Origin of the sequence: Bradyrhizobium sp. 132, from assembly GCF_023074185.1 — a bacterium.
Taxonomy (GTDB): Bacteria; Pseudomonadota; Alphaproteobacteria; order Rhizobiales; family Xanthobacteraceae; genus Bradyrhizobium.
Genome location: NZ_JADPKY010000030.1, coordinates 77,892 through 104,294, shown reverse-complemented (window position 1 = coordinate 104,294; position 26,403 = coordinate 77,892). Strand labels below are relative to the sequence as shown.

Below are 26,403 nucleotides of genomic sequence, written 5' to 3'. Positions count from 1 at the left end.
ATGCGCGCTCGAAAAATTTGAAGGTTCAATTAACGAGTGTCCCCCATTGTGTCGCAGTGCAGCGTGAGTCGCGTAAAGCGTGACGCGCGGCTGCCGGGGGTGGCCGTGACGATCGCCGGAGTTGTTCGTCCGCCCGAATTCACATGCATCTGGGTGGACAGTGGGAATGCCGAGTTTTCGTTTGCGGATCAGGGGACGCCTGTACGCAGGTTTCATGGCCTTGGTGGCGGTTGGTCTCGTAATGGCGGTGGTCGCCGTCTGGAATTTACGGACCGTGCAGGATCAGGTCGCAAAGGCCTCGGCGTTTTCGGACAGTACGGCACGGGTTCTGGAGATATCGACCCATCTTCAGGCGATCCAGCGGGCCAATCTGCGATACATTTATGACGCCAACGAGCCTGCAATGCGGGAGGCGGCGGAACGGGAGGCCGCGGCGACCGAGCTGTTGCAAGTCGGGGCGAAGGGCACGCTCTCCGAGGAGCGCCGAAAGCTCTACAATGATCTGATCGCCGACATCGCCAAGATGCGAAGCCTGCGTGACAATCTCGGCGACGCCGTCAACGAGGCGAGAACCGGCAAGGCGACGCTGCTGCCGAGCGGCGATGAGCTCACCGTCAAGATGAACAAGCTGGTCGATGTGGCGCGCGCAGCCGTCGATGAAGACACTGCGTCCCTCGTCGCCGACCTCGAATCCAGGCTTCTTCTCGTTCAGATCGCAAACTGGCGTTTCCTGGCCCTGCGCGACGTGAAGGGGCCCGCGAACTTCAGAACCAATGTAGACAGGGCGTCGCAGCGGCTCGCAGCGATCGAAAAGAGCCCGCAGGCGACCGAATTACGAACCACGCTCGCCCCGGTGAAGACTTCGCTCGGAATCTACAAAACCGCCTTCGAGACGACGTCGGCGGCGATGCTCCAGGCCGACGAGATCTACCACAAGAACCTCGCGCCTCTCATCGTCGACAGTATCGCCAAGCTCAAGGTCGCGGAAACGGCCTTGAAGAAGGACTACAAGGATTCGCGCAGCAGGGCCGAAGCCGTCATTGACGGCACGACGACCGTGCAGGAGATCGCGGGCGGCCTTGCCATCCTGTTTGGATTGATCGTCGCCTTCCTGATCGCCCGCAGCATCGTCGGTCCCCTGACCTCGATGACGCGCGCGATGGGGCTGCTTGCCGGCGGCAATCTCGAGGTCGCGATCCCCGGCCGCGGCAAGCCTGACGAGATCGGCGACATGGCCAAGGCGATCGAGGTGTTCAAGACCAACATGATCGACACCGAGCGCCTGCGCCATGAGCAGACCGAAATCGAGGCGCGCCAGGCCGAGAGCCGCAAAGCCGACATGGTGAAACTGGCCGACCAGTTCGAGCAGGCCGTGGGCGAGATCGTCGACACCGTGTCGTCGGCATCGCACGAGCTCGAGGCGTCCGCAGGCACTTTGACCACGACCGCTTCGCGGGCCCAGGATCTATCGACGGAAGTCGCCTCCGCGTCGCAGGAAGCCACGGCCAACGTGCAGGCGGTTGCCTCGGCGACGGAACAGCTGTCCTCGTCGGTGACGGAGATCGCGCGCCAGGTACAGGAATCGGCCCGCATCGCCGGCGAAGCCGTCGGTCAGGCGAGCAGGACCAACGCGCGTGTCGGCGAGCTTTCCAAGGCCGCGGCCCGCATCGGTGACGTGGTTGAACTGATCAGCACCATCGCCGGCCAGACCAACCTCCTGGCGCTGAACGCCACCATCGAAGCGGCGCGCGCAGGCGAAGCCGGCCGCGGCTTTGCCGTGGTGGCCTCGGAGGTCAAGGCGCTCGCCGAGCAGACCGCGAAGGCCACTGGCGAGATCGCTCAGCAGGTTTCGGGCATCCAGGCCGCGACGGAGGAGTCGGTTGGCTCGATCAGGGAAATCAGCGGCACCATCCAGCGGCTGTCGGAGATCTCGTCGACCGTCGCCGCTGCCGTCGAAGAGCAGGGCGCGGCCACGCAGGAGATCTCCCGCAACGTCCAGCAGGCTGCCCAAGGCACGCAGCTTGTGTCGTCCAACATCGGCGACGTGCAGCGCGGCGCCTCCGAGACCGGCTCGGCTTCCTCGCAGGTGCTCTCGGCGGCGCGTTCGCTGTCGGCCGACAGCAACCGGTTGAAGCAAGAGGTCACCAAGTTCCTCAACTCGGTCCACGCCGCCTGAGGCTTGAAGGCAAAAAGCCACGCGCATGCGCGTGGCCTCGCTTAGCGGCGTGGCGCGATCAGGCCACTTTCGTGGTCATGTGCTTGAACATGTTGCCGCGGGCCTCGTCGTCCATTTCGGCCTTGAAGGTGAACTTGTCCTTCAACGCGATCGCGCGCGCCGCCGCGGGCCGCGCCGAGACCTCGTCCACCAGCCGCTTCACGTTCGGATATCGTGCAAAGGCGTCGTCGCCGAGCTTGAACGGCACCATCCGGGCCCAACCCCATAGCGCCATGTCGACGATCGAATAGCCGTCGCCGACCACATAGCGGCGGCTGGCGAGGTGGCCGTCGAGAATCTTGTAGTGGCGATCGGTCTCGAACTGATAGCGGTTATGCGCGTAGTCGTGGTTCTGGTCCTTCGGCGCAAAATGCTTGAAGTGAACGGCCTGACCCGAATAGGGCCCGACGCCCGTGGCGATGAACATCAGCCATGACAGCGTCTCGCCGCGAAAATCGGCGGCGGGCAGGAATTTGCCGGTTGTCTCGGCGAGATAGAGCAGGATGGCGTTGGAATCGAACACGATGGTGCCGTTGTCGTCGATCGCCGGCACCTTGCCGTTCGGATTGATCTTCAGATAGTCCGGCGTGAACTGCTCGCCCTTGCGGGTGTCGATCTTCACCGGCTCGAAGGGCAGGCCGGACTCTTCGAGATAAAGCGCGACCTTGGTCGGGTTCGGCGAACCGTTGAAATAGAATTTGAGCATCGGGCGTCTCCCCAGTGTTTGGTGGCCGAGAGCGGAGGCAGCGTCACTGTCGCTGACGGCCTTCTCTTGCCTGAACCTTGTCGGTGGGAGCAACCGGCGAGTTTGCCGGGCGGCACCTGCGCGCCATGCAGATCAGCCGGCGTAACAAAGGCCAATCGCCGCCGTAATGACCATGGCCGCGCCCACGGCCTCCAGGCGCAGCCCGAGCCGCGTGGCGATATGCATGTCGGAGGCCCGCGCCTTGCGTTCAGATCCGCGCGCGTTGCCGTGAATGATGACGTCATGATTGAAATTGTCGTGTGCCTCGTTGCTGCTGGCGAGCCCGGCGCAGACCACGAGCACGCCGAACAAGGCGAGGCCGAAGAAGCCCAGCAGCGCGATCAGGAACATCGGAAACATGCCGACCAGGAAGATCGGCAGTAGCGGTAGCAGCAGCAATGTCTCGGACTGTCGTCGCATGGGAGCCGACCGGTCGGGACTGACCTCTCAAATCTAGTCCCGGCCGTCACGTCATTCAAGACGCCGTGGGGTGGGCAAAGGCGCAAAGCGCCGTGCCCACCAGCACTGCTTCGGTCCGGATTGACAGGGATGGTGGGCACGATTCGCTTTGCCCACCCTTCAAGATCGCGGGAAGCCTACCCGGCCGCCATGCCGGCGCGGATTTCGGCGCGGAGTTCGTCGATCAGCTTGAGACCCTTCTTGGTCTCGATGTGCCAGAAGGTCCAGCCGTTGCAGGCTTGCGCACCTTGCGCCACCGCGCCCATGCGGTGGATGGAGCCGACCTTGTCGCCGAACATGATGGCGCCGTCAGCGCGCACCAGTGCGCCGAGCTTCTTCTTGGCGTCGAACAGTTTCGTGCCGGGCATGATCATGCCGCGCTCGATCAGCTCGGAGAACGCCACCCGCGGCGCTTCGCGCGCGGTCATGAACGGGGCAAGGCTCGCCTCCGGCAGCGGCTCGACCGCGGCGATGCGCGCTTGGGCCGCTTTCGCATAGGTCTTGTCGCGCTCGAAGCCGATATAGGAGCGACCGAGGCGCTTTGCGACCGCGCCCGTCGTGCCGGTGCCGTTGAAGGGATCGATCACGAGATCGCCGGGCTTCGATGACGACAGCAGCACGCGCGCGAGCAGGCCTTCCGGCTTCTGCGTCGGATGTACTTTCTTGCCGTCGGCGCCCTTGAGGCGCTCCTCGCCGGTGCAGAGCGGGATCAGCCAGTCGGACCGTGCCTGCACGTCCTCGTTGGCGGCCTTCAGCGCCTCGTAGTTGAACGTGTAGCCCTTGGCCTTTTCGTCGCGCGCGGCCCAGATCATGGTCTCGTGTGCGTTGGTGAAGCGGCGGCCGCGGAAATTCGGCATCGGATTGGTCTTGCGCCAGACGATGTCGTTCAGGAGCCAGAAGCCGAGGTCCTGCATGACCGCGCCGACGCGGAAGATGTTGTGATAGGAGCCGATCACCCAGATCGTCGCCGACGGCTTCATCGCGCGGCGGGCGGCAAGCAGCCAGGCGCGGGTGAAATCGTCATAGGCGGAAAACGAATCGAACTTGTCCCAGTCGTCGTTGACGGCGTCGACATGGGATTCGTCGGGGCGTTTGAGATCGCCCTTGAGCTGGAGATTGTAGGGCGGATCGGCGAACACCAGGTCGACCGAACCAGCCTGAAGCTTCGACATCTCGGCGACGCAATCGCCGAGGACGATGCTGTGCGAAGGAGATTCAAAATTTGTGCGGGGCGCCCTTGCAGACGCCCCGCGACGCGACTCTACCATGACTCAAGAACTCTGACTCAGGCGACGCTGTCGGCGACGCGGGACCAAACAACCGACTGACCGTTACATTGCAGCGGCAAAGTAAAAATCGACTTAACCCGCCGCTTTCGTGAGCAGTCGTCGCGTCGCGCGTCGTGCGTGGTTTGCTGCACGCTTTAGCCGTGTTTTACAGCGCATTTCGCGTTTCTTCGTGTTGCGGGAGCGGCCGGAGTGCCAAAAAACTTCAAATTTCTCTCGGAAAAAATTGCACGACGCCCGGAAAAAATTGCTGCCATGGTCATGCTGTCGCACTAGGCAATAATTGCCGAGCGGGATATTGATTAACGCCATGGAAATTTTACGTGTGTGGCGCGTTGAGCTTTCTTGCGCCCAAATGATGCCATCCAGGACCGAGGGAAGCCGCCATGCGCTACGATGATTTCCGCCGCAGCGACGATATCGAGGATCGTCGCGACGATGGCGGCGGCGGTGGTGGAGGAGGCGGGTTCGGCCTGCCCATGGGCGGCGGCGGGCTCGGCATCGGCGCCATGATCGTGCTCGGCCTGGTCGGCTATGCCTTCGGGATCGATCCGCGCATCCTGATCGGCGGCGCCGAGATCCTGACCGGCGGCGGTCAGGCGCCGTCCTACCAGACCGATCGCCAGTCGTCCTCGGCGAAGCGCGGTGCGCCGACCGACGAGATGGGCAGCATGATTTCCGGCATCCTCGGCGAGATCGACGATCGCTGGAGCGAGATCTTCCAGGCCTCGGGCCAGTCCTACACCGGTCCGAAGGTCGTGCTGTTCCGCAACGTCACCAATGGCGGCCGTTGCGGCCGGGCAGAGTCGGCAATGGGACCGTTCTATTGTCCGCCCGACAAGACCATCTTCCTCGATACCGGTTTCTTCCGCGAGGTCGAGACGCGTTTTCGCGGCTGCTCCGGCAAGTCCGCCTGTAACTTCACCACCGCCTACATCATTGCCCATGAGGCGGGCCATCACATCCAGAACCTGCTCGGCATCATTCCGCGCGTGACGCGACTGCAGCAGCAGGCCGGCAGCAAGGCGGAATCGAATGCGCTCCAGGTGAAGGTTGAATTGCAGGCCGATTGCCTGTCCGGTGTCTGGGTCAATCGCGAGGCGAAGAAGCGGCCGAACTTCCTGGAGCCGGGCGACATCGACGCCGCACTCACCACGGCGAGCGCGATCGGCGACGACACGCTGCAGCGCCAGGCCACGGGCCGCGTCGTGCCCGATTCCTTCACCCACGGCTCGGCGGCGCAACGCAAACAGTGGTTCATGACCGGCTACCAGCAGGGCACGGTCCAGGCCTGCAACACGTTCGGCGGCGGGTCGTTGTAGCGATGATCTCGTGCCCCGGACGCTGCGCAGCACGAAGTGATGCGCTGCAGAGCCGGGGCCTACAAAGCCGGTCCTGCCGAGCTTCATAATGGGTCCCGGCTCTGCGCTGCACCGCTTCGCGCTGCATCGCGTCCGGGACACGAGAGGAAAGAGTCGTGGCGTCCATCGACGAAACAAAACAATTCATCCCGCTCAACATTGCGGTTCTCACTGTTTCCGACACGCGCGCGCTCGCTGACGACAAGTCCGGCCAGACGCTCGCCGACCGGATCCTTGCGGCCGGCCATCATCTCGCCGCGCGCGAGATCGTCACCGACGACGTCGAGGCGATCCGCGCCGTCATCCGCGGCTGGATTGCGGACGCGGGCGTTGATGTCGTCATCACCACCGGCGGCACCGGTTTTACGGGACGCGACGTCACGCCGGAGGCGATCGAGCCCTTGTTCGAGAAGCGCATGGACGGTTTCTCGATCGCATTCCACATGCTGAGCCACGCCAAGATCGGCACCTCGACGATCCAGAGCCGCGCCACCGCCGGCGTGACTGGCGCGACCTACATCTTCTGCTTGCCCGGCTCGCCCGGAGCCTGCCGCGACGGCTGGGACGGTATTCTCAAGGCCCAGCTCGACTACCGCACGCGTCCCTGCAATTTCGTCGAGATCATGCCGCGGCTGGACGAACACCTGCGCCGCCCGAAGGCCCAGGGCGCGACGGTGTAGTCGCGCTCTTCTTCCCCTTGTGGGAGCAGGTGGCGCGAAGCGCCGGATGAGGGGTCCATCCGCACGGGCACATTTACTTGCATCCCGCTCGTTGCGAATAATCAGAGATCCCGCTCCCAAGTCTCGCCGATCAGATCGGCACCGAAGCTGTGGTGCTTCTCTGCCTTCACGAGCTTGAAGCCTGCACTTTGATAGATGCCACGCGCGGCGACCAGGATGCTTTGGGTCCACAGCGTCATCCTGCTGTAGCCTCTCTCGCGTGCGCCCTGGATGCATTGCTCGACCAGCGCGCGACCGACACCGAGTCCACGCGCTTTCTTCTCCACCTGCAACAGGCGCAGCTTCGCAATCTCGTCCGTGGCCTTGACCAGGAAGATCGAGCCGACCGGCTCGCCACCCACTTCCGCAATCCAGCAGTGCTCGCGCGCGGCGTCATAGCCCTTGATGAACTGTGCGCAGATCTCGGCGACCAGGGCCTCGTAGCTGATATCCCAGTTGTAGTCGGCCGCATAGGCGGCGGCCTGCCGGGAGATGACCCAGCCCATGTCACCGACGCGATGGCTGCGCAGCATGAAAGCCGCGGGCTGGCTTCGACGTTGCTCCAGCACAGCCTCGATGCTCGCCATAGCCTGCGTGAGCCGCGTTGCATCGCTGGCCGAAAGCTGAGCCAGCATTGCGGCGACCTCATTTTGCGAGCCCAGGTTCAGCTTGGCAAAGGTCTGGCGGCCCTTAGCGGTGAGACTGAGCTGGTATTGCCTACGATCCGCGGGCAGGGGCCTGCGGGTGATCAGCCCCTTTTCGTCGAAGCTTTGCACGATGCGGCTGAGATAGCCGGGATCGAGGCCAAGCTCGTTGCCGATCTCCTTTGCGGCAAGATCGTCCCGTTGCGCGAGTTCGTAGAGCACGCGCGCCTCGCTGAGCGAGAACGGGCTCTTTCCAAGGTGCTGGTCGAGCACGCCAAGCTTGCGAGTGTAGAAGCGGTTGAAGGCGCGGACCGCTGCGATGTGGTCGTCGGTAGCGTTGAACGGCATGGGTCACCTCGATATTTGCCATTGTCAAACAATTAATTGACTTTGGCAAGTATCTGGTGGCCTCAGCCGACCATGACGATCCGGCTGCGCAGCATGATCCGGGACGAGCGGCCGAGCCGCCGCAGCAGCCGTGCCTCGGGGCGGCGGGCCTGGGGCGGGTAGCCGCCGATCCGGTCGTAGTGATCACGCGCGATCAAAAGTCCCTGATCGCCGAAGGGGCCGATGAGCTTGCGCGTCACGGCCCGGAAGATGTCGCGGAATCCGGCGTCGGCGTATGGCGAGCGCGCATAGCGGAAGACGGCCGCACGGTCCCGGCCGCTGGACGCGACGGTCTGGATGAACTGGGTGGTTTCCTCGATCCAGCCGGTTTCCAGCACGGCGCCTGCGGGCAGGAACATCAGCCAGGGCGAATGGGCCTGGAGTGCGCCGGCGGCGAGGGCTGCGCCTTGCGAGGATCCCTCGAAGCCGATGAAACGGCAGCCCGCGACGTCGGCAACGCGCTCGATGACGCCGTTGCGGGTGCCATCGACCAGGAGCACTTCCCGGATGATGCCCGCGGCGGCACCGGGTACCAGCGCGGCCAGAGTTGCGACCGCCGTCTGCTCGACGCCTTCGGTCGGAATGATGACGCTTAGCATGATTGAGGCTTCAGTCTCCGCACTTCGGGAGAAGCGCAACTAATTATATTATGATGTTGTCATAAACATGCAGCGTCGCCGAGTGCAACTTTTCGGCCGCGCTTCGGTCTACGATGGTAAACCGCCGGAGCCGTCGCATCCAAATATGTCCCGTGCGGCGTGGCGATATTGCCGAATGTTTCGGCGCCGTCCTTGCTTGACCGTATTAGTGCGGAGGTTGCCGCAACCTTGCGCGACGCCCAGGCCGTTCGCAATCCTGCAAAAAGCGGATCCGATAGCTGACCAGCGCGGGAACGGGAAAAACGTGCAATCGCGCCGCTGACGAGGGGCTTCGAATGAACGCCGATCAACTTGCTGTTAACACGCCGGCAACATCTCCCAGGCTGGATGGCGCGCCGATCTTGCGGATCCGCGCCGTGATGCTGGGCGAACGCATCAATCCCTCAGGCCTCGAGATAGGCGCGACCGTCTCCTCGACGCCAGCCGCCTTCCGCGTCCATGCCGGCCTTGCGGTGATCTTCCGGTACGGCGTCGTGGTGCTGATCGGCCTTCTCCCTTCGGAAGAGAAGGTGCTGATCGACAGCCTGAAGCCCCGCGTGACCGGCGAGCTCAGCCCCTATGAGGAGGAGATCGCGCAGGCGCAGCTCTGCAAGGACGAAAGCGCCGAGGCGATCCAGCCGGGCGGCCCGATCTGCCTCGCCAAATTCTCCGACGACCGGCTGCTGCTGATCGCGGATGCGCTCGCCAAGAGTACCTCGCTTGCGCGCGACGAGCGGCGTGTCGCCGCGGTCTTCGACGTGATCGAGCCCTTTGCGCGCAAGCTCGCCGAGCAGGGTCGCACACCGCCCCGGCGCAAGGGCATCCTGCAACTGATCGGCAATGCGCTTCTGGTCCAGCAGCGCGTCGCCGGCCGTGTTGCGGTGGCCGAGAAGCCGGACGTGCTTTGGGAGAAGCCCGAGCTCGACCGGCTCTATGCCCGCCTGGAAGACGAGTACGAACTGAAGGAGCGCCTCGACACGCTCGAGCGCAAGCTCACCGCCGTGTCCGAGACTGCCAACGCGCTCACCGACATCATCGACACCCAGCGCTCGCTCCGCCTCGAAATCGCGGTGGTGGTTCTGATCGTGATCGAGGTTGCGATCGGCTGTTTCCAGATTTGGTCGGGGACGCACTGACTCTGCGAGCGTCCTTGGCCTTATGGTTCGAGGCGCGCCGTAGGGCGGCGCTGCTCACCATGAAGGTCTAAGATTTCGTCGCGGAGCAGGACCTCATCCTGAGGAGCCCGCCAACGGCGGGCGTCTCGAAGGATGGGCTACGAAAAGATTGCCCTGCCACGTACTCTCAAATGTGATTTTCTTGTCGCAGCACCGCCGCACAATGCCGTGCGATCATCAGTTCCTCATTCGTCGGGACTACGTACACATCGACGGTGCCTCCGTCTCCGCTAATGCGCTCGCATCCCTCGTCATTCGCCGCGGCATCCACGCGCACACCGAGCCAGCCGAGACGCTCGGCGATTGCGCTGCGGATTTCCTTGGCGTGCTCGCCGATGCCGCCGGTGAAGACCAGGCAGTCCAGGCCGCCGAGCGTGGTCGCCATCATCGCGACCTGCTGCGCCGCGCGGAACGTGAAGAGCTCGACCGCCTCCCGCGCCGCAGGCTCGCCGCTCGCAAGCAGCACGCGCATGTCCGAGGAGATACCGGAGACGCCGAGCAGGCCTGATTCGTGATAGAGCAGGCGCTGGACATCTTCGACCGACATCTTCTCGTGCTGTTGCAGATAGAGCAGCATGCCGGGGTCGATCGTGCCGCAGCGCGTGCCCATCACCAGACCGTCGAGCGGCGTCAGGCCCATCGTGGTGTCGATGCTGCGGCCATCGCGCAAGCCGCACAGGCTTGCGCCGTTGCCGAGATGTGCGATGACGGTGCGCTTTGTGATGAGCTGCGGCGCGGTCGCAGCGAGACGCCCCGCGACATATTCGAATGAGAGGCCGTGAAATCCGTAGCGCCGGACGCCGCGCTTTTCATAGCGCCTCGGGATGGCGAACCGGTTCGCGGGCGGCGTCAGGCCGTGATGGAAGGCGGTGTCGAAACAGGCAATCTGCGTCAGCGCCGGCCGGATCGCCTTGATGGTGCGGACCGGCTCCAGACAACGCGGCTGGTGCAGCGGGGCAAGCGGCGTCAGCGCCTCCAGCTTCGCGTAGACATCATCCGTCAGCTCGACCGGACCGGAATAGTCCGGGCCGCCATGGACGATGCGGTGGCCGACGGCGACCAAGCGGCGGTCGCCAAAACGGTCCTCGATGAAGCCCAGCACGTCGACGAAAAGATGATCGCTGTCCGGATCCGATGCTTTCCTCTGCTTCTCGAACAGATCGTCGCCCGCGGGGCTCTTCACGACCAGCCGCGGCCTGGTCTCGTGCTCGTCGAGCAAGCCCTTGCAGAGCAGGGCGGGCTCGGCCGCCGACATGCCGAACAGGCCGAACTTGATGCTCGACGATCCCGAGTTAAGAACGAGAACCGTTTTCGACATGGCTGCTGTCAGTCGCCCGCCTCCGCCGGAGTGTTGCCGCCTGCGCTGTTCGGCCAGACCCAGCCCTGGACATCCGGCATGTCCTCGCCGTGCTCGCGCACATAGCGCGAATGCTCGATCAGCTTGTCACGGAATTGCTGCTTCACCTGCGCCGCCTTGGCGGCGAGCCCAGGCACACGTTCGATCGCCTCGATCGCGAGGTGATAGCGGTCGAGCCCGTTGAGCACGACCATGTCGAACGGCGTGGTGGTGGTGCCTTCCTCGGCAAAGCCGCGCACATGCATGCCGGCATGGTTGGTGCGGTTGTAGGTGAGACGGTGGATCAGGTAAGGATAGCCGTGATAGGCGAAGATCACTGGCTTGTCGCGCGTGAACAGGCTGTCGAAGTCGCGGTCGTCGAGACCGTGCGGATGCTGCTCCCGAGGCTGCAGGGTCATCAGGTCGACGACATTGACGACGCGCATCTTCAGGTCGGGCAGTGCCTTGCGCAGGAGGTCGATCGCGGCGAGCGTTTCCAGCGTCGGCACGTCACCGGCGCAGGCCATCACCACGTCGGGCTCTTGTCCCACGTCTTCCGTGCCGGCCCAGCTCCAGATGCCGATGCCGGCATCGCAATGCGTGGCCGCTTCCTGCATCGACAGCCATTGCGGCGCCGGCTGCTTGCCGGCGACGATCACATTGATGCGATCATAGGTGCGCAGGCAATGGTCCGCGATCCACAGCAGCGTGTTGGCATCCGGCGGGAAGTAGATGCGAACGATGTCGGCCTTCTTGTTGGCGACGAGATCGACGAAGCCGGGATCCTGATGGCTGAAGCCGTTGTGGTCCTGGCGCCAGACATGCGAGGTCAGCAGATAATTGAGCGAGGCGATCGGGCGCCGCCATGCGAGATGCCGCGTCACCTTGAGCCATTTGGCGTGCTGGTTGAACATGGAATCCACGATGTGGATGAAGGCCTCGTAGCAGGAGAACAAGCCGTGCCGTCCGGTGAGCAGATATCCCTCTAACCAACCCTGGCAGAGATGCTCGCTCAGTACCTCCATCACGCGGCCATCCTGCGCGAGATGCACGTCGTAAGATTCGATCGGCTCCATCCAGACGCGTTCGGTCGCCTCGAACACTGCGTCCAACCTGTTTGACGCGGTCTCGTCCGGACCCATGATACGGAAGTTGCGCTCTTGCGCGTTGAGGCGGATGACGTCGCGCAGGAATTTGCCGAGCTCGCGCGTCGCTTCCCCCATGACGCCGCCGGGCTCTCGCACGTCCACCGCGAAGCTGCGGAAGTCCGGCAGCTTCAGCTCCTTCTTCAGAAGGCCGCCATTGGCGTGCGGATTGGCGCCCATGCGGCGATTGCCTTCGGGCGCGAGCGCCTGGAGCTCGGCAATGAGCGCGCCGCTCCCGTCGAACAGCTTTTCCGGCTCGTAGCTGCGCATCCAGTCTTCGAGAATCTTCAGATGCGCCGGATTCTCCCGGCAGTTCGCGACCGGCACCTGATGTGCACGCCAAAAACCTTCGACCTTCTTGCCGTCGACCTCCTTGGGGCCGGTCCAGCCCTTCGGGCTGCGCAGCACGATCATCGGCCAACGCGGACGTTCGACGCTCTTGCGGCCGTCGCGGGTGTGCTGCTGGATCGACCGGATGCCGGCGAGCGCGACGTCGAGCGCGTCCGCCATGGCCCGGTGCATCAATTTGGGATCGTCGCCCTCGACGAACAGCGGCTCGTGGCCGAGCCCGTGGAAGAGATCGCGGATCTCTTCATCGCGCATCCGCCCGAGCACAGTCGGATTGGCAATCTTGTAGCCGTTGAGATGCAGGATCGGCAGCACCGCGCCGTCATGGGCGGGATTGAGGAACTTGTTGGATTGCCAGGACGCCGCGAGCGGGCCGGTCTCGGCCTCGCCGTCGCCGACGACACAGGCGACGATCAGGTCGGGATTGTCGAAGGCCGCGCCATAGGCATGCACCAGCGCGTAACCGAGCTCGCCGCCTTCATGGATCGAGCCCGGCGTTTCCGGCGCCGCGTGGCTGGGAATGCCGCCGGGGAAGGAGAACTGTCTGAATAGCTTGCGCAATCCGTCCGTATCGCGTGCGATATCGGGATAGATCTCGCTGTAGCTGCCTTCGAGATAGGTGTTGGCGACCATGCCGGGGCCGCCGTGGCCGGGACCGCAGACATAGATCACGCTCAGGTCCAGCGCGCGGATGACGCGGTTGAGATGGGCATAAATGAAGTTCAAACCCGGCGTCGTGCCCCAATGGCCGAGCAAACGCGGCTTGATGTGCTCGGGCCGCAAGGGCTCGCGCAGCAGCGGGTTGTCGAGCAGGTAGATTTGCCCGACGGAGAGATAGTTCGCAGCGCGCCAGTAGCGATCGAGGAGGCCGAGGTCGCTGCTCGCCGCAGGCGATTGTCTTCGATTTGTCATGTTCTTGCCGACCTTCACCCAGCGATTGTCACCAACATCGATCTGCGGCGATTGATCCCTGACCGGCACCAAACGAACTCGTCGGAACGGGCGTGTTGCGCGAGGTCAAAGGCGCCCGCCCGACATTTGGGCGGTTACTGTGCATGGGGTTGTTTTTCAGTTTTTTGTTTGTGTTCTTGATTTGTTCCTTCGACATGCTATCTTGGCTTTATGAGTCCAGCATCCTCTCATGCTCTCAAGCACCCGCCGGTCACGGCGCCCTCCGAGCCGGCGGGTGCGCCTTCTGCTTTCCCTGAGCTTGCGGTCGCCATCGACAAGCAGCGCAGGCGAGGGCGGGGCGCCCAATCCAATGCCAGCGGCCGGTACGAGGCTGAGGCGCGCGTCGCCTTCGACGATGGCTGGCAGAGCCTGGAAGAGCTGCCGCCGTTCAAGACCACCGTCGGCGTCGACACCTCGCGCAAAGTGATCACCCGCAACGATTCTCCCGACATCGGGTTCGATCGCTCGATCAATCCCTATCGCGGCTGCGAGCACGGCTGCGTCTATTGCTTCGCGCGGCCGACCCATGCCTATCTCGGCCTGTCGCCGGGGCTCGACTTCGAATCGAAGCTGTTCGTGAAGCCTGAGGCACCGGCGCTGCTCGAGAAGGAGCTTGCTGCGCCCGGCTACGAGCCGCGGATGATCGCGATCGGCACCAACACCGATCCCTATCAGCCGATCGAGCGCGACCGCAAGATCATGCGCGGCATTCTGGAGGTGCTGGAACGCGCCGGCCATCCCGTCGGCATCGTCACCAAGTCGGCGCTGGTGACCCGCGACATCGACATTCTCGCGCGTATGGCCAAGCGCAACCTCGCCAAGGTCGGGATTTCGGTGACCTCGCTCGATCCGAAGCTCGCGCGCACCATGGAGCCGCGGGCATCGACGCCGCCGAAGCGGCTGGAGGCGCTGAAGCAGCTCTCGGAGGCCGGCATTCCGACCACCGTCATGGTCGCGCCCGTGATCCCCGCGCTGAACGATTCCGAGATCGAGCGCATCCTGGATGCCGCCGCCCATGCCGGCGTCAAGGAAGCTTCCTACGTGCTGCTGCGGTTGCCGCTTGAGGTACGCGATCTCTTTCGTGAATGGCTGATGGCGAACTATCCGGACCGCTACCGCCACGTCTTCACGCTGATCCGCGACATGCGCGGCGGCCGCGACTACGACGCGAAATGGGGCGAGCGCATGAAGGGCACCGGCCCGATGGCCTGGACCATCGGCCGCCGCTTCGAGATCGCATGCGACAGGCTCGGGCTGAACAAGCGGCGCTCCAAGCTGACGACGGATCATTTTGCCAAGCCGAAGCGGAACGGCGATCAGCTCAGCCTGTTCTGAGCGACGAAGTGGAAGAGGTGTCGTATGAGTAAGGAATTGCCGCCGCCGGTGCCGCGGCTCACGGTCATCACGCTGGGCGTCAGCGACATCCGCGCCAGCATCGCTTTCTACGACGCGCTTGGTTTCTCGCGCCGGCTGAAGCTAACCGGTGAGGCCGTTGCGTTCTATGACACCGGCGGTCCGGTGCTTGCGCTGTTTCCCTGGGATCAGCTCGCGGCCGACGCCAAATTGCCCGATACTCCGAGGCCATCGACGTTCCGCGGCATGACGCTCGCATGGAACTGTCGCGCGCGTGAGGAGGTGGACGCGGTGCTGGCATTCGCCCTCAGCAAGGGAGCCGCGCTGCTGAAGGCCGCGCATCAGACCGACTACGGCGGCTATTCCGGCTATTTCGCCGATCCTGACGGCCATCCCTGGGAGGTCGTGGTCGCGCCAGGCATCGAGGTCGGCGAGGACCGGCGGGTGCATCTGGCGGAATAGGGCGGCTGACCCTGAATAACGGGAATTGTCCGAGGTTCCCGGTTGCGCAGGCCACGTCGCTTGCGCACGATCCCGGCCATGATTCGGGATCAATCCGCCAAGAAGCCGGCCAAAGGTGCGCCCAAGAAGGCTGCGCCCAGTAACAAGAAGACTGCGCCCAAAAAATTGGCCAAGGCGCTGGCCGGCGGAAAAAGCGCCACCATCGTTCCCCCAAGCTTCCGCCGCGAGCGCGCGCTGATCAAGTGCGGGATCTGGCCGGTCGCGGGCTGCGATGAGGCCGGCCGCGGGCCGCTGGCCGGTCCTGTGGTGGCGGCTGCGGTGATTCTCGATCCCGACCGCATCCCGCGCGGCATCGACGATTCCAAGCGCCTGACGCCCGAGGCGCGCGAAAAGCTGTTCGACAAGATCTGCGCCACCGCGCAAGTCTCGGTCGCCGTCGCTTCGCGCTCCCGCATCGACCGCGACAACATCCTGCGCGCCTCGCTGTGGGCGCTGAAGCGCGCCGTGGTGGCGCTGCCCGAGCAGCCCCGCCACGTCTTCGTCGACGGCCGCGACCGGCTCGATACCGAATGCGACTGCGAGGCCGTGATCGGCGGCGACGGCATCGTCCTGTCGATCGCGGCGGCCTCGATCGTCGCCAAGGTGACGCGGGACCGCCTGATGTGCGCGCTGGCGCAGGACTGCCCTGGCTATGGTTTCGAGCAGCACAAGGGCTACGCCGTTCCCGAGCACCTCGACGCGCTCAACCGCCTCGGCCCCACCGTCCACCACCGCAGCTTCTTTGCTCCCGTCGTCGCCGCCCGCGCCAAGCACATGCCCTGGACGGTTGTGCCGGCGCAGGACCTGTTTGCGGTGACCGAGATCGAGGTGCAGGTGGACACCAGCCTGGAAGTGGACGCGTCGGCAAATCTCTAGACCAGACTCGGTTGCCACGACGCGCAGCGCCCTCTATCAAAACAGTCGTGAGCGAATAGGGCCGGCTGGACGGGTTGGCTGCATCTTTCGGACGTTGCATGCGGTTTACCTCCCTGGTTATCGAGCTCATTCGCGCCCGGCCGCGGCTGATCGTGTGGATCGCCGTGCTGCTCCAGGCCGCGATGTGGCTGTTTGTGGCGCTGGCGTTCTATCGCAGCCCGCCCGGCAGCCTCGCGACGCTGCTGGCCTTCGGCCGCGAATACCAGGTCGGCACTGATTTGGGCCCGCCCTTGCCGGTCTGGCTCGCCGACATCGCCTATCGCGCCGCCGGCGGCCACGTGTTCGGCGTCTACGTCCTGGCCGAGTTCTGCGGGATCGCAACCTTCATTACGCTCTATCATCTGTCCCGCGCCGTGGTCGGCCCCCAGCAGGCGGTGCTGGCCGTGCTGCTGACCATGACGATGCTGGCCTTCTCGTCGCCCGCACTCGACTTCGGCCCCCTTGTGCTGGCGCGACCGCTCTGGGCACTGCTGCTACTGCATTCCTGGCAGATCATCGGCCAGCGCCGCGGCAATGCCTGGTTCGCCTGGTCGATCGAGGCCGGCCTCCTGCTGCTGACGACGCCCGCGGCGATCTTCCTCCTGCTGCTGCTTATCGCCTTCGCGCTCGCAACCGCGGGCGGCCGCCGCACGTTGCGCGCATTCGACCCGCTGTTTGCGCTGGTGGTCGTCGCCGTGCTGGCATTGCCCTATGCGGTCTGGCTGATGCGCGCCGAGGCGCTCGTCCTGCCGGCTTGGCCTGAGGTCGCCGAACTCAATGCCCGCGCGCTGCACGCGGGCTGGCTGCTCGGAGGGCTCCTGCTCGGCGCGGCGGCGATCCCGGCGCTGACGATCCTCAACACCGGCCTGTTCGTTCCCAGGAGCGAGGAGGCGCCGATCATCTACCGCCCGCCGGTCGAGCCGCTCGCGCGCAACTTCGTCTATTTCTTCGCGCTGGCGCCGGCGCTCGGCGCGGTGCTGATCTCCGGCCTGCTGGGCCTCGATGCCGTCGTCGGCGGCGCCGGCGTCGTGTTGGTCATATCGGGGCTTGCCGTGGTCGTGGTGGCCGGTGATCTCATCGCGATGCGCCGAGCGAAGATGCTGCGGATGGTGTGGGCCGGCGCCGTCGTGGCGCCCGCAATCGGCGTCGTGCTCGCCGTCCTGTTCCTGCCCTGGACCGGTGCCAACGAGATCGCGACCTCGATGCCGGCGCGAGCGATTTCGGACTTCTTCGACGAAAGCTTTGCCCGCCGCACCAATCATCGCCTGCGCGCGGTCGCCGGCGAGACCCAGCTTGCGAGCCTGATCACGCTGCATTCCGGCCGGCCGCATCTCTTCATCGATGCCGAGCCCGCGCGTACGCCGTGGATGAATCAGGCCAAATTCAGCGAGACCGGCGGCGTCGTGGTCTGGCGCGCCTCAGATACCGCCGGCACCCCACCGCCGGAAATCCTGGCGCGCTTTCCCGGCATCGTCCCGGAAGTGCCGCGCGCCTTCGAATGGCTGGTGACCGGACGCCAGCAGCTCCTGCGTATCGGCTGGGCCATCGTGCGGCCGAAGGGGAGTTAGACTGCGCTCGTGCCCCGGACGCTGCGCAGCACGAAGTGATGCGCTGCAGAGCCGGGGCCCATGTTGCAGCAGTCTGGGTCCCGGCTCTGCGAAGCAGCGCTATCGCGCTGCATCGCGTCCGGGACACGAGAGGACTATCCCGCCAGGATCTTCGCAATCGCCCGCAGATCCTGCCAGGCCAGCCTTTTGTACGAAGGCGAGCGCAACAGATAGGCCGGGTGGAAGGTCGGCAGCGCGCGGATCGTGCGGCCACCCGTCTCGTAGTCGAACCAGCGGCCGCGGGTGCGCATGATGCCTTCGCGGGTCGAGAGCAGCGTCTGCGTCGCGGGATTGCCGAGCGTCACCAGCACATCCGGATTCACCAGCTCGATCTGGCGCTGGATGAAGGGCAGGCAGATTTGCGTCTCCTGCGGCGTCGGCGTGCGGTTGCCGGGCGGCCGCCACGGAATCACGTTGGCGATGTAGACGGTGGTGCGGTTGAGCCCGATCGCGCCGATCATGAGGTCGAGCAGCTTTCCGCTGCGCCCGACGAAGGGCAGCCCCTCGATGTCCTCGTCGCGGCCCGGTGCCTCGCCGACGAACATGATGCGCGCCTGCGGATTGCCGTCGGCGAACACCAACCGCGTCGCCGTGTGTTTTAGCGCGCAGCCGTCAAAACTTTGCATCAACTCGCGTAGCGCCTCCAGCGTCGGCGCGGTGCGCGCAGCCTCGCGCGCCGAGGCGATCGCGATGTCGGGCGCGGGTGCGGTCTCGCCGCGTATCACCGCGGGGGCGGCCACCGGACGCGGTGCTTCGACCGGAGGTGGCGCACGCGGGGCCGGAGGCGGGGTATCCAATTCCGCCAGGCGGTCGGTCGGTTCCTCCGCGAGCGCGCAATCGACTCCAGCCTCCAGATAGAAGGCGAGAAGCTCTCGGACGGTGGGTGCGGGTTCTGGGATCATTTGGAAAGTCTGACTATTGGTTCAGTTTAGGCCGCCTTGTATCCCAGCGAAACGCATTTCCTAGGTTGTCCTACCCGGAAAAATCGGAAACAAGAGGGCGCAATCGACCAAGGACCGTCTCAAGGGCTGAGATCAGATGAGCACCGAAGAACTTCCCCCGCGCGAATCCATGGAATTCGACGTCGTCATCGTCGGCGCCGGCCCCTCGGGCCTGGCCGCGGCGATCCGGTTGAAGCAGATCAATGCCGATCTCAACGTTGTCGTGGTGGAGAAGGGCTCCGAGGTCGGCGCGCATATTCTCTCCGGCGCCGTGATCGATCCGGCCGGGCTCGACAAACTGATCCCGGACTGGCGCGAGGATTCCGACTGCCCGCTGAAGACGCAGGTCAAGGACGACCGCTTCTACTGGATGACGGGCGGCGGCGCGATCAAGCTGCCGAATTTCATGATGCCGCCGCTGATGGACAACCATCATTGCTATATCGGCTCGCTCGGCAATGTCTGCCGTTGGCTCGCGCGCAAGGCCGAGGCGCTCGGTGTCGAGATCTATCCGGGCTTTGCCGCCGCCGAGGTGCTCTATGACGAGCAGAGCGCGGTGAAGGGCATCGCCACCGGCGACATGGGCATCGGCCGGGACGGCAAGCCGAAGGACTCCTTCACCCGCGGCATGGAATTGCTCGGCAAGTACACCCTGTTCGCCGAAGGCGCCCGCGGCAGCCTGACCAAGCAGCTGATCGCGAAGTTCGCGCTGGACTCCAACAGCGAACCGTCGAAGTTCGGCATCGGGCTCAAGGAAGTCTGGCAGATCGATCCCGCCAAGCATCAGAAGGGCATGATCCAGCATTCGTTCGGCTGGCCGCTCGACCTGAAGACCGGCGGCGGCTCGTTCCTCTATCACTACGACGACAATCTCGTTGCCGTCGGCTTCGTCGTGCATCTCAACTACGACGATCCGTATCTGTCGCCGTTCGACGAGTTCCAGCGCTTCAAGACGCATCCCTCGATCCGCGGCACCTTCGAGGGCGCCAAGCGGCTCGCCTATGGCGCGCGGGCCATCACCGAGGGCGGCTATCAGTCGGTGCCGAAACTCAGCTTCCCCGGCGGCGCGCTGATCGGCTGCGCGGCCGGCTTCGTCAACGTTCCCCGCATCAAGGGCGTGCACAATGCGATGGGCACAGGCATGCTTGCCGCCGAGCATGTTGCGGCCGCGCTCGCCGCCAATCGCGCCAATGACGAGATCGTCGACTACGAGAACGCCTGGCGCTCTTCCTCGGTCGGCAAGGATTTGTTCCTGGTCCGCAACGTCAAGCCGTTGTGGTCGAAATTCGGCACCGTGCTCGGCGTCGCGCTCGGCGGCTTCGACATGTGGTGCAACACGCTGTTCGGAGGTTCGCTGTTCGGAACCCGGCCGCACGCCAAGCCTGATCGCTCGACACTCGATCCGGCCAAGGCCCACGCGCCGAAGAACTACCCGAAGCCGGACGGCAAGATTACCTTCGACAAGCTGTCCTCGGTGTTCCTGTCCAATACCAATCATGAGGAGGACCAGCCGGTCCATCTCAAGGTCACGGACATGAATCTTCAGAAGACCTCGGAGCACGACGTGTTCGCGGGTCCTTCGAATCGCTATTGCCCGGCCGGCGTTTATGAATGGGTCGAGGAGGGTTCGAGCCCGCGCTACCAGATCAACGCCCAGAATTGCGTTCACTGCAAAACCTGCGACGTGAAGGACCCCAACGGCAACATCACCTGGGTTCCTCCGGAGGGCGGCGGCGGCCCGAACTACGAGGCGATGTAAGGGGGGTCACCGAGCCAAGACCCTGGTGATCAAGGCCCAATGTGACCAAAGCGACGTGACCCAGGCCCTGTGACGCACGTTCGCGTGAGAACCCGGCTGCGGTTGCGGCCCGTGGCCACGATAAGGCCATACTAGCAGCGTCTTGGGGCGCTCTTGACCGGTCACTTGGCCGATTTGGGACGTGCGGCGGGGATCGCCCGGCCCGAATCCTTGCGGTGAAGCGCCAAAAGCGGCATTGTCGGCCCGACGGTTCCGGGTCCCGATGCCACCGGCCGCGTTCGCTTGCGATACGGCCTTTTGCTGCAGACCCAGGCACTACCAACTCAAGGCGAGCCCTGATGCTTTCAAATCGTTTCAACCGCTGGACTGTTGCCGCCATCGCCCTCATGGGCACAGCGATCGCGACGGTCCCCGGCGCGGTCCTGGCGCAAACGCCGGATCATCCGTCCGACACGGCGGTACAGTTTCCGACCCGAAACGATCTGAAGGCGCTCACCACCTCCGGCAGCTATCTCGCCGCCCGCCACGCCAGCGTCGAGCGCGACGCTGCCTCCGCCGCCGCGTTCTACCGCTCCGCTCTGCGCACCGACCCGAAGAACAACGAGCTGCTCGACCGCGCCTTCATCTCGTCAGTCGCCGACGGTGACATCGACGAAGCCGTCAAGCTCGCCGAGCGCATCCTCACCATCGACAAGACCAACCGCGTCGCGCGCCTCGTCGTCGGCGTGCACGATCTCAAGTTCAAGAAGTACGCGACCGCGCAGACCAACATCAACCAGTCGATCCGCGGTCCGATCACCGATCTCGTCGCCACGCTGCTGTCGGGCTGGGCCGCCTATGGTGCGGGCGATGCCAAGGGCGGTGTCGCGACCATCGACAAGCTGGCCGGTCCGGAATGGTATCCGCTCTTCAAGGACCTCCACGCCGGCATGATCCTCGAACTCTCCGGCAAGGAGAAGGACGCCGGCACCCGGTTCGAGCGCGCCTACAAACTGGACGATTCCATGCTGCGTGTCACCGAGGCCTATGCGCGCTGGCTGTCGCGCAACAAGGACTCGGCCGCCGCGACCACCGTCTACCAGGCGTTCGACAAGAAGCTCGCCCGCCATCCGCTGATCGTGGAAGGCCTGCGCGAGACCAAGGCCGGCAAGAAGATGCCGCCGCTGGCCGATTCCGCGCAAGCCGGCGCCGCCGAAGCGCTCTACGGCATTGGCGCCACGCTGACCCGCCGCGGCGGCGAGGATCTGGCGCTGGTCTATCTCCAGCTCTCGCTCTACCTCCAGCCCAGCCATCCCCTGGCGCTGCTCTCGCTCGCCGATCTCTATGAATCGGTGAAGCGGCCGCAGATGGCGATCAAGGTCTATGAGCGGGTGCCGTCGTCCTCGCCGCTCAAGCGCAACGCGCAGATCCAGCTCGCCATCGATCTGGATTCCGCCGACCGCACCGACGAGGCGATCAAGATCCTCAAGGGTGTCACCACTGAGGATTCCAAGGATCTCGAAGCCATCATGGCGCTCGGCAACATCGAGCGCGGCCGCAAGAAGTTCGGCGAATGCGGCGCGACCTATTCGCAAGGCGTCGACGTGCTGCCGGCCGGCAACGACAAGGCCAACAGCGTCTGGTACTATTATCGCGGCATCTGCGAGGAGCGCTCCAAGCAGTGGGGCAAGGCCGAAGCCGACATGAAGAAGGCGCTCGAGCTGCAGCCCGACCAGCCGCACGTCCTCAACTATCTCGGCTATTCCTGGATCGACCAGGGCGTCAATCTCGACGAAGGCATGAAGATGATCAAGCGGGCGGTCGAGCAGCGCCCGGACGACGGCTACATCGTCGACTCCCTCGGCTGGGCCTATTACCGCATCGGCAATTACGAGGACGCGGTGAAGAACCTCGAGCGCGCGATCGACCTCAAGCCCGAGGATCCCACCATTAACGACCACCTTGGCGACGCCTATTGGCGCGTCGGCCGCACGCTGGAAGCCAAGTTCCAGTGGGCGCACGCCCGCGATCTCAAGCCCGAGGCGGATGAGCTTCCGAAGATCGAAGCCAAGATCGCAAACGGTATGACCGACGACAATTCGAACTCCTCGGCTGCGCAGGCGGAGAAGGAGAAGAAGAAGGACGACGGCAAGGGCGGCGGCTGAGCTGAGCGCACGATCCGGAAAAGTGTGTAGCGGTTTTCCGGCAAGATCATGCGAAGGAAAAACTAAGTTCTGGGGGCGTGTCGCCAATGCCGGCGTTCATTGAAGAAGGGCGCGCGAAGGTCAATTTGAGCCTTCGCGTGGTCGGCCGTCGTGCCGACGGCTATCATGATCTCGAAAGCGTCGTCGCATTTGCCGACTGCGCCGACCGGCTGACGTTGGAGCCCGGCGGCGAGTTGAAGCTCACCACCACGGGGCCGCTCGCGGCGGCCTGCGGTGATATGGCCAACAACCTCGTGTTCAAGGCGGCCAAGCTCCTGGCCGACGCCGTGCCGAACCTGAAGCTGGGCGCCTTCGCGCTCGACAAGGTGCTCCCCGTCGCGGCCGGCATTGGCGGCGGCTCGGCCGACGCCGCGGCGGCGCTGCGGTTGCTAGCACGTCTCAACAATCTGTCGCTCGACGATCCGCGGCTCCAGACGGTCGCGCTTGCGACCGGCGCCGACGTGCCGGTGTGCCTGTTCTCGCGCGCCTGCGACATGACCGGTGTCGGCGAGCAGCTGCTGCCCTTGATGCTGCCGAGCATGCCCTGCGTGATGGTCAATCCGCGCGTGCCGGTCGCGACCAAGGATGTGTTCCAGGCGCTGGGCCTGCGCAACGGCGAACTCCTGGTCGGCGCCACCTCCGTCTTCGACGCCCCGGCCTGGCCGGACGAGGGCGCCACCATTGCCGATTGGGTCGATACTCTCGAGACCGTCGCCAACGATCTCGAAGCGCCGGCGATGCGCATCGAGCCCGTGATCGGCGACGTGCTGGAAGCCTTGCGTGACTCCGCCGGCGTCAAGCTCGCCCGCATGTCCGGCTCGGGTGCGACGTGCTTTGCGATCTATGGCGCGTCCACTGATGCGCATGCCGCCGCCGAGAAGATCCGCAGAGATCATTCCCGGTGGTGGGTGCACGCGGGGACATTGAGCTAGGCCAGCCCGAGAAACTTTCGAATCTCACCCAACACCTCTTGCGGCTTGTCATGCTGCAGCCAGTGTCCGGCCTCGGCAATGGTCACGACGCGCGCCTGCGGGAAGTAGCGCTCAAGGCCTGCGGCCCTGGCGCCCGCGAGAAAGCTCTCGCCGGCATTCAAGAGCAGCGTCGGACAGGTGATGCGCGACCACAGCGCGACGTGGTCGTCCGGCCAGAACCGGTGCGGCGCAGAGGCGCGCTGGTACGGATCGAACTTCCAGCTATAGGTGCCGTCGTCGTTCTGCCGCGCGCCGTGGGTGGCAAGATGCAGCGCGAGGTCGCGGGACAGCCGCTTGTTGTGAAGCACCATCTGCGCGGCCGCATCCTCAAGGGTCGAATAGCGGCGCGGCGTGCGGTCGTGCAGTCTGTCAAGCTGGCCGACCCATTTGCTGATGCGCTCATGCGTCGGTGACTTCGGTGTATCCGGCAGCATGGTCACACCGTCGAGCACGACCAGCTTCGAGACCAGTTCGGGGAATGATCCTGAAAAAATCAGGCTCACCATGCCGCCCATCGAATGGCCGACGAGAGTGACTTGGGGCGCGGCGATGCTGCGGACGAGTTGGGTGAGATCGTACACATATTCGGTCAGCGCGTAGCTGCCGCCCTTGGTCCATTCGGAATCGCCGTGCCCGCGCAGGTCGGGCGCGAGCACGTGAAAATGCGGCTGCAGCGACCGGGCGATGACGTCCCAGCTCCGGCAGTGATCGCGGCCGCCGTGAACCAGGACGGCTACGGGCGCGCCGTCGTTGCCCCAGTCGGCATAATGCAGCCGCAGGCCGTGCGACTCATAGAATCGGCTTTGCGGGGCGAGCGTCGTGGAGCTATCCATTCACGGGCCGCCGCGCCAGTGCGAGCGACAGGCCGAGGCCCGCGATGAAGACGCCCGAGCCCTGGGTGAGACGCCGCATCAAATGCGGCCTTCCAATCAGCTGCGTACGTGTCGCGGAGGCCATCAGCACCACCACGATATCGGCGAGCGTGTTCAGCGTCACCGAGATCGCGCCGAACACGATGAATTGCAGCGTCGGGTTCGATCCCGCCGGGTCAAGGAACTGCGGAATGAAGGCGAGGAAGAACGCGGCGGTCTTCGGGTTCAGCGCCTCGACCAGCACGCCGTCGCGAAAGGCGCGCTTGTCGCCGACGGGCTCGCTGTCGAATGACAGCGCGTGGCTGGCGCTGCGGAAAGTTCTGATGCCGAGCCAGACCAGATAGAGTGCGCCGACTAATTTCACGGCGGCAAACAGCTCGGCGCTGGCAAGGATGATCGCGGAGATGCCGAGGCTGCCCGCGACCACATGAACCAGCCCGCCGAGCGCGGTGCCCGCGGTCGATGCAAAACCGCTAGCGCGCCCTTCCGACATGGTCCGTGCCGCGACGTAGAAAATGCCGGGGCCGGGAACGGCGGCAATGAGACAAGCGGCGGCCAGGAACAGCCAGAAATTCGTTTCGATCATCCTGTTTCGTAGCGCAGCTTGCCGCGATTGCAAGCCCTCTTGCCTAGCCGATCCGGCGGAAGATCACGCTGGCATTCACCCCGCCGAAGCCGAACCCGTTGGAGATGGCGTTGAGCATCGGCATCGGCCGGGCCGCGCCGGCGACGATGTCGATGCCGTCCGCACCCGGATCAGGGTTTTCGAGATTGAGCGTCGGCGGCGCGATCTGGTCGCGCAGGGCGAGGATGGTGAAGATCGCCTCGAGCCCTCCGGCGGCGCCGAGCAGATGGCCGGTGGCCGATTTGGTCGCGCTCACGGCAATGCCGTGGTGACGGCCGAACAGCGCGGCAATCGCGCCAAGCTCGCTCTCGTCGCCGGCCGGCGTCGACGTCGCGTGCGCGTTCAGGTGCTGCAAGTCCGCGGGCGCAAGCTTCGCCTGTCGGAGCGCGATCTCCATCGCGCGCCGGGCGCCGTCGCCATCCGGCGGACCCGACGTCATGTGATAGGCGTCCGCGGTCGTGCCGTATCCGACGATCTCCGCGATCGGCGTCGCGCCGCGCGCCAATGCATGCTCCAGCTCCTCGATCACCAGGATGCCGGCGCCTTCGCCCATGACAAAACCGTCGCGGTCGCGATCGAACGGGCGCGAGGCGCGTGCGGGCTCGTCGTTGAAGGAACTCGACAGTGCGCGGGCCGCAGCAAAGCCGCCGAGGCTGACGATGTCGATGCAGGCCTCCGCGCCGCCGCAGATCGCCACATCAATCTCGCCTGCGCGGATCATGCGCGCAGCGTCGCCGATCGCCTGAACGCCGGCGGCGCACGCCGTGACCGGTGTGCCCAGCGCACCCTTGTAGCCGTATTTGATCGAGACGTGGCCGGCCGCGAGATTGGCGAGGAAGGAGGGGATCGTGAACGGCGACAGCCGGCGCGGGCCGCGCTGTTCGGTGATGCGCACCGCCTCCGCCATCGCCGGAAAGCCGCCGACACCGGAGGCGATGATCGTCGCGGTTCGTTCCAGTGCGGTCGCATCCTGCGGCGTCCATTTGGACTGCGCGACCGCTTCCGCGGTGGCGAGCAGCGCGAACAGGATGAACCGGTCCATCTTGCGCTGGTCTTTCGGCGCGGCGGCCTGCGCAGGATCGAAGCCGCCATCCGCGTCATCGGCCTTGTCGGGCACGAGGCCGGCAATGCGCGCGGGCAGCGCCAGCGACCATTCCGGCAGCGGGCGCAGCCCGCTTTGACCGGCCAGCAGCCGGCGCCAGGACAGTTCGACACCGCAGCCAAGCGGCGACACCGCGCCCATTCCCGTCACGACGATACGACGCAT

General features: G+C 65.0%; 22 protein-coding genes. 11 read left to right on the top strand and 11 right to left on the bottom strand.

All coding sequences use genetic code 11. From position 1 onward, the window contains the following. Positions 1–166 precede the first annotated feature (166 nt). Positions 167–2,176 carry a methyl-accepting chemotaxis protein gene (locus IVA74_RS04670; RefSeq protein WP_247340353.1) on the top strand — a complete coding sequence of 670 codons (2,010 nt, stop codon included), beginning with the start codon at positions 167–169 and terminating at the stop codon, positions 2,174–2,176. A gap of 58 nt (positions 2,177–2,234) precedes the next feature. On the opposite strand, the gene IVA74_RS04665 is transcribed toward IVA74_RS04670, so the two are convergent. The 3 genes from IVA74_RS04665 to IVA74_RS04655 all read right to left on the bottom strand — a co-directional run bounded on the left by IVA74_RS04665 (position 2,235) and on the right by IVA74_RS04655 (position 4,687). After that, entirely contained in the window at positions 2,235–2,921 is a 687-nt protein-coding gene (locus IVA74_RS04665; protein ID WP_247340350.1) for a glutathione S-transferase family protein, read from the bottom strand. A gap of 132 nt (positions 2,922–3,053) precedes the next feature. Continuing rightward, positions 3,054–3,380 (bottom strand): hypothetical protein, encoded by a 327-nt coding sequence (locus IVA74_RS04660; protein ID WP_247340348.1) that lies wholly within the window; start codon positions 3,378–3,380, stop codon positions 3,054–3,056. A 176-nt stretch (positions 3,381–3,556) separates the two neighbouring features. Then, on the bottom strand, positions 3,557–4,687 hold the full coding sequence (locus tag IVA74_RS04655; RefSeq protein WP_276000874.1) for a site-specific DNA-methyltransferase: 1,131 nt from the start codon (positions 4,685–4,687) through the stop codon (positions 3,557–3,559). A gap of 404 nt (positions 4,688–5,091) precedes the next feature. Between IVA74_RS04655 and IVA74_RS04650 the strand changes: the two genes are divergently transcribed. Together IVA74_RS04650 and moaB are read left to right on the top strand one after the other, a co-directional pair. Further along, positions 5,092–6,027 (top strand): neutral zinc metallopeptidase, encoded by a 936-nt coding sequence (locus IVA74_RS04650; protein WP_247340343.1) that lies wholly within the window; start codon positions 5,092–5,094, stop codon positions 6,025–6,027. A 155-nt stretch (positions 6,028–6,182) separates the two neighbouring features. Continuing rightward, complete coding sequence (moaB, locus tag IVA74_RS04645; RefSeq protein ID WP_247340341.1) at positions 6,183–6,746, top strand: molybdenum cofactor biosynthesis protein B; 564 nt, start codon at positions 6,183–6,185, stop codon at positions 6,744–6,746. 101 nt (positions 6,747–6,847) lie between these two features. On the opposite strand, the gene IVA74_RS04640 is transcribed toward moaB, so the two are convergent. Both IVA74_RS04640 and IVA74_RS04635 read right to left on the bottom strand, forming a co-directional pair. Continuing rightward, complete coding sequence (locus IVA74_RS04640; RefSeq protein WP_247340336.1) at positions 6,848–7,777, bottom strand: helix-turn-helix domain-containing GNAT family N-acetyltransferase; 930 nt, start codon at positions 7,775–7,777, stop codon at positions 6,848–6,850. A gap of 62 nt (positions 7,778–7,839) precedes the next feature. After that, the gene (locus tag IVA74_RS04635) at positions 7,840–8,415 is read right to left on the bottom strand and encodes a glycosyl transferase (RefSeq protein ID WP_247340335.1); all 576 of its coding nucleotides are present in this window, start codon (positions 8,413–8,415) and stop codon (positions 7,840–7,842) included. Positions 8,416–8,750: 335 nt separating this feature from the next. On the opposite strand from IVA74_RS04635, the gene IVA74_RS04630 reads away from it, so the two are divergent. Continuing rightward, positions 8,751–9,590 carry an RMD1 family protein gene (locus IVA74_RS04630; RefSeq protein WP_247340334.1) on the top strand — a complete coding sequence of 280 codons (840 nt, stop codon included), beginning with the start codon at positions 8,751–8,753 and terminating at the stop codon, positions 9,588–9,590. A 166-nt stretch (positions 9,591–9,756) separates the two neighbouring features. Here IVA74_RS04630 and IVA74_RS04625 read toward each other — a convergent pair whose 3' ends face one another. Then, positions 9,757–10,947, bottom strand: a complete 1,191-nt coding sequence (locus IVA74_RS04625; protein ID WP_247340333.1) for an acetate/propionate family kinase — start codon at positions 10,945–10,947, stop codon at positions 9,757–9,759. Positions 10,948–10,955: 8 nt separating this feature from the next. Continuing rightward, positions 10,956–13,370 carry a phosphoketolase family protein gene (locus IVA74_RS04620; RefSeq protein WP_247340586.1) on the bottom strand — a complete coding sequence of 805 codons (2,415 nt, stop codon included), beginning with the start codon at positions 13,368–13,370 and terminating at the stop codon, positions 10,956–10,958. Positions 13,371–13,580: 210 nt separating this feature from the next. On the opposite strand from IVA74_RS04620, the gene IVA74_RS04615 reads away from it, so the two are divergent. The 4 genes from IVA74_RS04615 (at position 13,581) to IVA74_RS04600 (ending at position 17,746) form a co-directional block, all read left to right on the top strand. Beyond that, positions 13,581–14,744, top strand: a complete 1,164-nt coding sequence (locus IVA74_RS04615; RefSeq protein WP_247340329.1) for a PA0069 family radical SAM protein — start codon at positions 13,581–13,583, stop codon at positions 14,742–14,744. A gap of 24 nt (positions 14,745–14,768) precedes the next feature. Further along, positions 14,769–15,224 carry a VOC family protein gene (locus tag IVA74_RS04610; protein ID WP_247340328.1) on the top strand — a complete coding sequence of 152 codons (456 nt, stop codon included), beginning with the start codon at positions 14,769–14,771 and terminating at the stop codon, positions 15,222–15,224. Between the two features lie 78 nt (positions 15,225–15,302). Further along, the gene (locus IVA74_RS04605; protein WP_247340327.1) at positions 15,303–16,139 is read left to right on the top strand and encodes a ribonuclease HII; all 837 of its coding nucleotides are present in this window, start codon (positions 15,303–15,305) and stop codon (positions 16,137–16,139) included. 98 nt (positions 16,140–16,237) lie between these two features. Then, complete coding sequence (locus IVA74_RS04600) at positions 16,238–17,746, top strand: glycosyltransferase family 39 protein (protein WP_247340326.1); 1,509 nt, start codon at positions 16,238–16,240, stop codon at positions 17,744–17,746. Positions 17,747–17,880: 134 nt separating this feature from the next. Here IVA74_RS04600 and IVA74_RS04595 read toward each other — a convergent pair whose 3' ends face one another. After that, positions 17,881–18,687: a uracil-DNA glycosylase gene (locus IVA74_RS04595; protein WP_247340325.1), complete on the bottom strand. Its 807-nt coding sequence runs from the start codon at positions 18,685–18,687 to the stop codon at positions 17,881–17,883. Positions 18,688–18,823: 136 nt separating this feature from the next. On the opposite strand from IVA74_RS04595, the gene IVA74_RS04590 reads away from it, so the two are divergent. The 3 genes from IVA74_RS04590 (at position 18,824) to IVA74_RS04580 (ending at position 23,600) form a co-directional block, all read left to right on the top strand. After that, a complete protein-coding gene (locus tag IVA74_RS04590; RefSeq protein ID WP_247340324.1) occupies positions 18,824–20,485 on the top strand; it encodes an electron transfer flavoprotein-ubiquinone oxidoreductase in 1,662 nt (553 codons plus the stop codon). 338 nt (positions 20,486–20,823) lie between these two features. Further along, complete coding sequence (locus IVA74_RS04585) at positions 20,824–22,629, top strand: tetratricopeptide repeat protein (protein ID WP_247340322.1); 1,806 nt, start codon at positions 20,824–20,826, stop codon at positions 22,627–22,629. An 86-nt stretch (positions 22,630–22,715) separates the two neighbouring features. Continuing rightward, the gene (locus IVA74_RS04580; protein WP_247340320.1) at positions 22,716–23,600 is read left to right on the top strand and encodes a 4-(cytidine 5'-diphospho)-2-C-methyl-D-erythritol kinase; all 885 of its coding nucleotides are present in this window, start codon (positions 22,716–22,718) and stop codon (positions 23,598–23,600) included. Here IVA74_RS04580 and IVA74_RS04575 read toward each other — a convergent pair. Genes IVA74_RS04575 through fabF form a run of 3 tightly spaced genes read right to left on the bottom strand, consistent with a single transcriptional unit; the run spans position 23,597 to position 26,403 of the window. After that, positions 23,597–24,472, bottom strand: coding sequence for an alpha/beta hydrolase (locus IVA74_RS04575; RefSeq protein WP_247340318.1), 876 nt, complete (start codon positions 24,470–24,472; stop codon positions 23,597–23,599). The genes IVA74_RS04580 and IVA74_RS04575 overlap by 4 nt on opposite strands. Beyond that, positions 24,465–25,097: a LysE family translocator gene (locus tag IVA74_RS04570; RefSeq protein ID WP_247340316.1), complete on the bottom strand. Its 633-nt coding sequence runs from the start codon at positions 25,095–25,097 to the stop codon at positions 24,465–24,467. Before IVA74_RS04570 ends, IVA74_RS04575 begins: the two co-directional genes overlap by 8 nt. 43 nt (positions 25,098–25,140) lie before the next feature. Next, positions 25,141–26,403 (bottom strand): beta-ketoacyl-ACP synthase II, encoded by a 1,263-nt coding sequence (gene fabF, locus IVA74_RS04565; RefSeq protein WP_247340314.1) that lies wholly within the window; start codon positions 26,401–26,403, stop codon positions 25,141–25,143.